This window comes from Endozoicomonas sp. ONNA1 (assembly GCF_024606325.1).
GTDB lineage: Bacteria > Pseudomonadota > Gammaproteobacteria > Pseudomonadales > Endozoicomonadaceae > Endozoicomonas_A.
The window spans coordinates 1-4740 of record NZ_JAHHPN010000156.1; the positions used below are offsets into that span (position 1 = coordinate 1).

At 48.0% G+C, this 4740-nt stretch carries 5 protein-coding genes; 2 read left to right on the forward strand and 3 right to left on the reverse strand.

Annotated elements, in window-relative coordinates; translation table 11 throughout:
• Positions 1–66: 66 nt before the first annotated feature.
• The 3 genes from KDK19_RS03615 to KDK19_RS03625 form a co-directional block, all read right to left on the reverse strand.
• Positions 67–444: a RidA family protein gene (locus tag KDK19_RS03615; protein ID WP_257280520.1), complete on the reverse strand. Its 378-nt coding sequence runs from the start codon at positions 442–444 to the stop codon at positions 67–69.
• A gap of 110 nt (positions 445–554) precedes the next feature.
• Entirely contained in the window at positions 555–1478 is a 924-nt protein-coding gene (locus tag KDK19_RS03620; protein WP_257291351.1) for a hypothetical protein, read from the reverse strand.
• Between the two features lie 45 nt (positions 1479–1523).
• Positions 1524–2420, reverse strand: a complete 897-nt coding sequence (locus tag KDK19_RS03625; protein ID WP_257280522.1) for a LysR family transcriptional regulator — start codon at positions 2418–2420, stop codon at positions 1524–1526.
• A 390-nt stretch (positions 2421–2810) separates the two neighbouring features.
• On the opposite strand from KDK19_RS03625, the gene KDK19_RS03630 reads away from it, so the two are divergent.
• Positions 2811–4103 (forward strand): sodium:proton antiporter, encoded by a 1293-nt coding sequence (locus tag KDK19_RS03630; protein ID WP_257280523.1) that lies wholly within the window; start codon positions 2811–2813, stop codon positions 4101–4103.
• 111 nt (positions 4104–4214) lie between these two features.
• Positions 4215–4740: glutamate--tRNA ligase (locus KDK19_RS03635; protein ID WP_257291352.1), on the forward strand; the 526-nt coding region annotated here is incomplete at its 3' end.

The window sequence follows — 4740 nt, forward strand, 5'->3', positions numbered from 1 at the left end:
GACCAATTTATTGCAACCGCAGTAGGACAGCCTTAAGTCCGACAGGCTGCTAGCTAACGAAACTGGTTACTCGGCGGCAGCAACCACTTCAATTTCTACTTTCACATCTTTAGGTAGGCGAGCCACCTCTACCAAGCTGCGGGCAGGGAAAGGGAATGTAAAGTACTGCTTGTAAACTTCATTGATGTCAGTGAAGTCGTTCATGTCTTTTACAAACACCGTCGCTTTCTTGACTTTGTTCAGGCTGCTGCCTGCCGCTTCCAGAACAGACTTAAGGTTTTTCAGGCACTGATGAGCCTGTTCTTTGGTGTCTTCAGACACGTCTCCAGTTTCAGGCTCAATGGGCAGCTGACCGGAGGTGAAAATCAGATTGCCAAATTGAATCCCCTGGGAATATGGGCCAATGGCAGGTGGTGCATCCGGGGTCTCAATGACTTTATGCATAATACTTAAGTTACCTGGGGAGGTTGACTGATTGTAGTCAGCGAATTCTAATCACCTGCCGAGACTTTGTCATCGTGGTGAAGGGGGGTAATTAGCCTATTTCGGTACAATTACTTAAGAGGAATATCCAGACCACCTTCTTTGAGGTACTTGAACACCTCTTTATAACGCTTTTCGACGGAAGCATCTTTCAAGTTTCCGAACCAGAATTTCCAAAGGGTATTGCCAGTTGCATCGGCAGCCTGAGTGCCATTAGTGCCAAAGTAGAGCGTGTTTCCTCGTTTAGTGGTCAGCAAGTAAGAGGCACCTACTATTTCATCGGGCATTTCTGTGCAGGTCATCTCTTTATCATGGAGACTGGAATTGGCAGTGTTATTGACCTCTTTGTTATAAATCTGTTGCTCTTCCGGCGAGCGTTTATTCAGGCCACCTTTAATATATGCCACATAAAGTTCCACAGGAGAACCTTTCTGCGCCATTCTGCGCAGGGTGAAAGTTCTGTCCTGAATGGTTTTAACCCGGTGTGGGTCATCCTGCATGGAGGCTGACATGGTTTGTCTCAGGGCTTTGCCCACAGGGTTGCATAGAGGGGTGGTCGGCTTACGGGTATGGATAATCGCTATGGCATGACTGATGAGCCCTTCATCAAGCATGTTCATCAGGCTCTGCTCAAAGGTTTTCTGAAAGCTGACAGCCACCGGGCGTGTGAACCCATCACTGCCGGCAACCTGAACTTCAGGTGAGTGCATAAGGGGGCTAATGATCAGGCTTGCGATATTGGTTTTGGTGCTGGCGGCAAGCTCTCCATCGCTGATTATTGTGCTGGAGATGTCCGTAAGCATAGTCATTTTCAGTTCATTGACATCCAGCTTTTCCAGCGCTGCATTGCTTATTTTCGGTCCAGGTCCGGCCTCTTCAGACTCGGAGGCGTTACCTTTCACCAGCCAGAATGCCAGAATCAGTAAGGCAATATTCCGGACTGTCTTGCCGACAAAAACCTGTTGTGAACGTGAATGCTTTGGTGTGAGCTGCAAGGTATTTTTCCCGTATTCTGTTCATCATCAGCTCACTTAAAGTAGTCAATATTTCGGTTTCTGCCAGCCCAGAGCTTTCAGTATCAGTTGAATGATGTGGCTCTGATACTTTTTTTTATGAAGCAGCAGGGAAAGGATTCTTTTCATCGTGATTCCGCAGATCTTGACTGGAATCAGCTCGCCCAGCTCCAGTTCGTGGCTAACACAAAGTCGGGACAGACAGCTGATGCCCTGTCCGGATTGCACCAGTTTTTTGATGGCTTCAGTCTGATTCAGCTCCATCTTGATACTCAGGTTGCTCAGCTTTTGACCCAGCTGCTGATCAAAAATATTACGGGTTCCGGAGCCTGACTCCCTGAGAATCCAGTTTTGGTGATTCAGTTCTCCTACCGAAATTTCACCACATTTGGCAAGAGAGTGGTCGGGACTACAGATGACCAGCAGTTCATCTTCCTTCCAGGGGATGACGTCAATATCTTCATGTTGGCAAGGGCCTTCAACACACCCGATGTCCAAGTCAAAACTGGTGACACGATTGATGATGTTCTCAGTATTACGGATATCCATGTTAAAACTGATCTTGGGGAAGTCGGCGCTGACCCGGGCCAGGATATCGGGTAAAAGATAGTTGCCAATAGTGGTACTGGCACCGATTCGAAGATGGCCCGATTCGGTGTTCTGCAGATCTCTGAACAGGCTTTCTATTTCAGACGTTCGATCCAACATCTCAGAAGCCAGAGGTATCAGCAGCTCGCCCTGATGATTAATCAGGAGTTTGTTGCCTGTTCGGTCAAACAACTGGCAGCCCAGTTGATTCTCCAGCTCGGCAATGGCCATACTGGTAGCGGGCTGAGAAAGGTTAAGCTGTTGGGCAGCCAGGCGCACCTGTCCGAGACTTGCTACAGCCCGAAATGTCTTGAGCTGTTTGAGAGTGATGTGCATGATGAAGTTCTGATTATGAGAACGGCGGTATTTTATACTGCTTGAGCAAAAGACTGAATCTTTAACATCCACTACACTATATCGGCAGGGTCATTAACTCCGTCATAGGTTGGAACACCTTTAATTGCTATTGGGTTTATATCTTCTAAACATGCCATATTAAAATAAAAGCGCGAGATAAGATTTATTTATGGCCTTTAATGAAAATTCTTATAACCCATAGAGTTTATGGCTGGGGTAAGCTCTGTACCTTTCTTCTGGTTGAGCTGTATATTCTTCTGCGGGCTGCTATTTTTCTCTCGTTACCCCCGGAAGCCATTGGTCTTCCAGGTCTACCCAGCCCGACATAATCCTGATATGTCTCATTGAATCTTTTCCAGAGGTTTAGATATGCACGAAACCGGCCTTGCTACACAGGTCCTGATACTGGCTGGCCTGCTGCTTCTTGCTACCAGCTCGTCCATATTATTAAAAAAATTGAGGTTTCCTTATACCATTGGCTTGGTAGTGATCGGCATGGTTCTGGGGATTCTGGCGCAATACACCGATGCATTGGAGCCATTGCTGAAGGTTGATCTGTCCCATGACTTGATCATGTATATCCTGCTTCCGGTGCTGATATTTGATGCGGCTATCAATATAAAGCCCCCACATCTGTTTCGTGAAATGACTTCAGTTCTTAATCTCGCCATATTTGGTGTAATCCTTTCCATGCTTGTGATTGGGGTTGTCATGAATTTGCTGACTCCACTCAGTCTGGCTGGAGCCATGTTGTTTGGAGCTCTGATTTCAGCAACGGACCCCGTGGCTGTTATTGCCCTGTTCAAGGAGGTAGGAGCGCCGGCCAGGATGTCCATGCTGATGGATGCCGAAAGTCTGTTTAATGATGCCACCGCTATTGTTATTTTCGGGATTGTTCTTGCAGTTATTCAGGCCGGCGTCGGCGTTGGCGTCGGCGTTGTTTTGGGTGGCGTCTGGTCATTTATAGAGGTCTTTTTTGGCGGAATAGTGGTTGGTACGGTCATGGGTATCGCTATGCATGGGCTGTTGAGGCTGGGCAGAAACGAGCCTTTTGTGCAGATTGCTCATACCACTATTCTGGCTTACAGCAGTTTTATTATTGCTGATCATGTGCTGGGAGTGTCCGGTGTCATGTCAACGATTGCTGCAGGTATTGTCACTCGAACAAGTTCAGGAAAAGTGTTGTCTGAACAGGTCCGCAGTTTTATTACGCCCTATTGGGAATTCATGGCTTTCATAGCCAACAGCTTGATTTTCCTGCTGCTGGGGATGAAAGAAAACCTACTTTTCAGAAATCTCAATCACTTACAGGTCTACTATCCCTACCTTCTGCTCGCCGTTGCTGCCGTTCTGATTGGTCGTCTGGTCGTCGTCTATCTGCTCCTGCCGATATCAAACCGCCTGCCAGTGGGGCGTCCGGTGGATAACAAAACCAAAGCCATTATGTTTTGGGGTGGGCTGAGAGGCGTTGTGCCCGTCGCGCTGATGCTGTCGATTCCTGACAGTATTCCTGAAAAAAAGCTGATTATGGATATGACTCTGGCTGTGATTTTGTTCTCTCTCCTGATTCAGGGCACCACAGTCAACTGGCTGATGAGCAAGCTGGGTGTCAATCAACACTACAATGTTGTGAGAGATGCCATGCGAAAGCTTGGGGGGTGACCCCCATCTGTTATATCTCAAGAGAAATTGTGGGTAGTCGTTGATTCATTGTCGATGGGGTCCTGCTGAGTGTAAACTAGCGCCCACTTAAACTGGACTCGTTAATAGATCATGACTGTTCGTACTCGCGTAGCTCCCTCGCCGACCGGCGATCCCCATGTGGGAACAGCCTATATTGCCCTGTTTAATATGGCTTTTGCCAAGAGTCAGGGGGGGCAGTTTCTGCTTCGTATAGAAGATACTGATCAGGTGCGAAGCACGGCTGAATCTGAACAGCAGATTCTGGACTCCCTGCGCTGGCTGGGCCTGAACTGGGATGAAGGGCCTGATGTGGGCGGTGCATACGGCCCTTATCGTCAGAGTGAAAGGCGTGAAATTTACGACCAGCATGCGCAAACGTTGCTTGATAAGGGGCATGCTTTCCGTTGTTTCTGTTCTGCTGAGCGTCTGGATGCACTCAGAGCAGAGCAAGCCGAAACCAGGCAGGGCTCAGGTTATGATGGCCACTGTCTGCATCTTTCGGAAGAAGAAGTGCGGAGCAAAATGGCAGCAGGTGAGCCTTATGTTGTTCGCATGAAGGTGCCTTCTGAAGGGATTAGTAAAGTAGAAGATATGCTGCGTGGCACCATTGAGATTG

Coding starts and splice junctions, on each gene's coding strand:
- KDK19_RS03625 (WP_257280522.1), bottom strand. CDS start 2,420: ATGCACATCACTCTCAAACAGCTCAAGACATTTCGGGCTGTAGCAAGT.
- KDK19_RS03630 (WP_257280523.1), top strand. CDS start 2,811: ATGCACGAAACCGGCCTTGCTACACAGGTCCTGATACTGGCTGGCCTG.
- KDK19_RS03615 (WP_257280520.1), bottom strand. CDS start 444: ATGCATAAAGTCATTGAGACCCCGGATGCACCACCTGCCATTGGCCCA.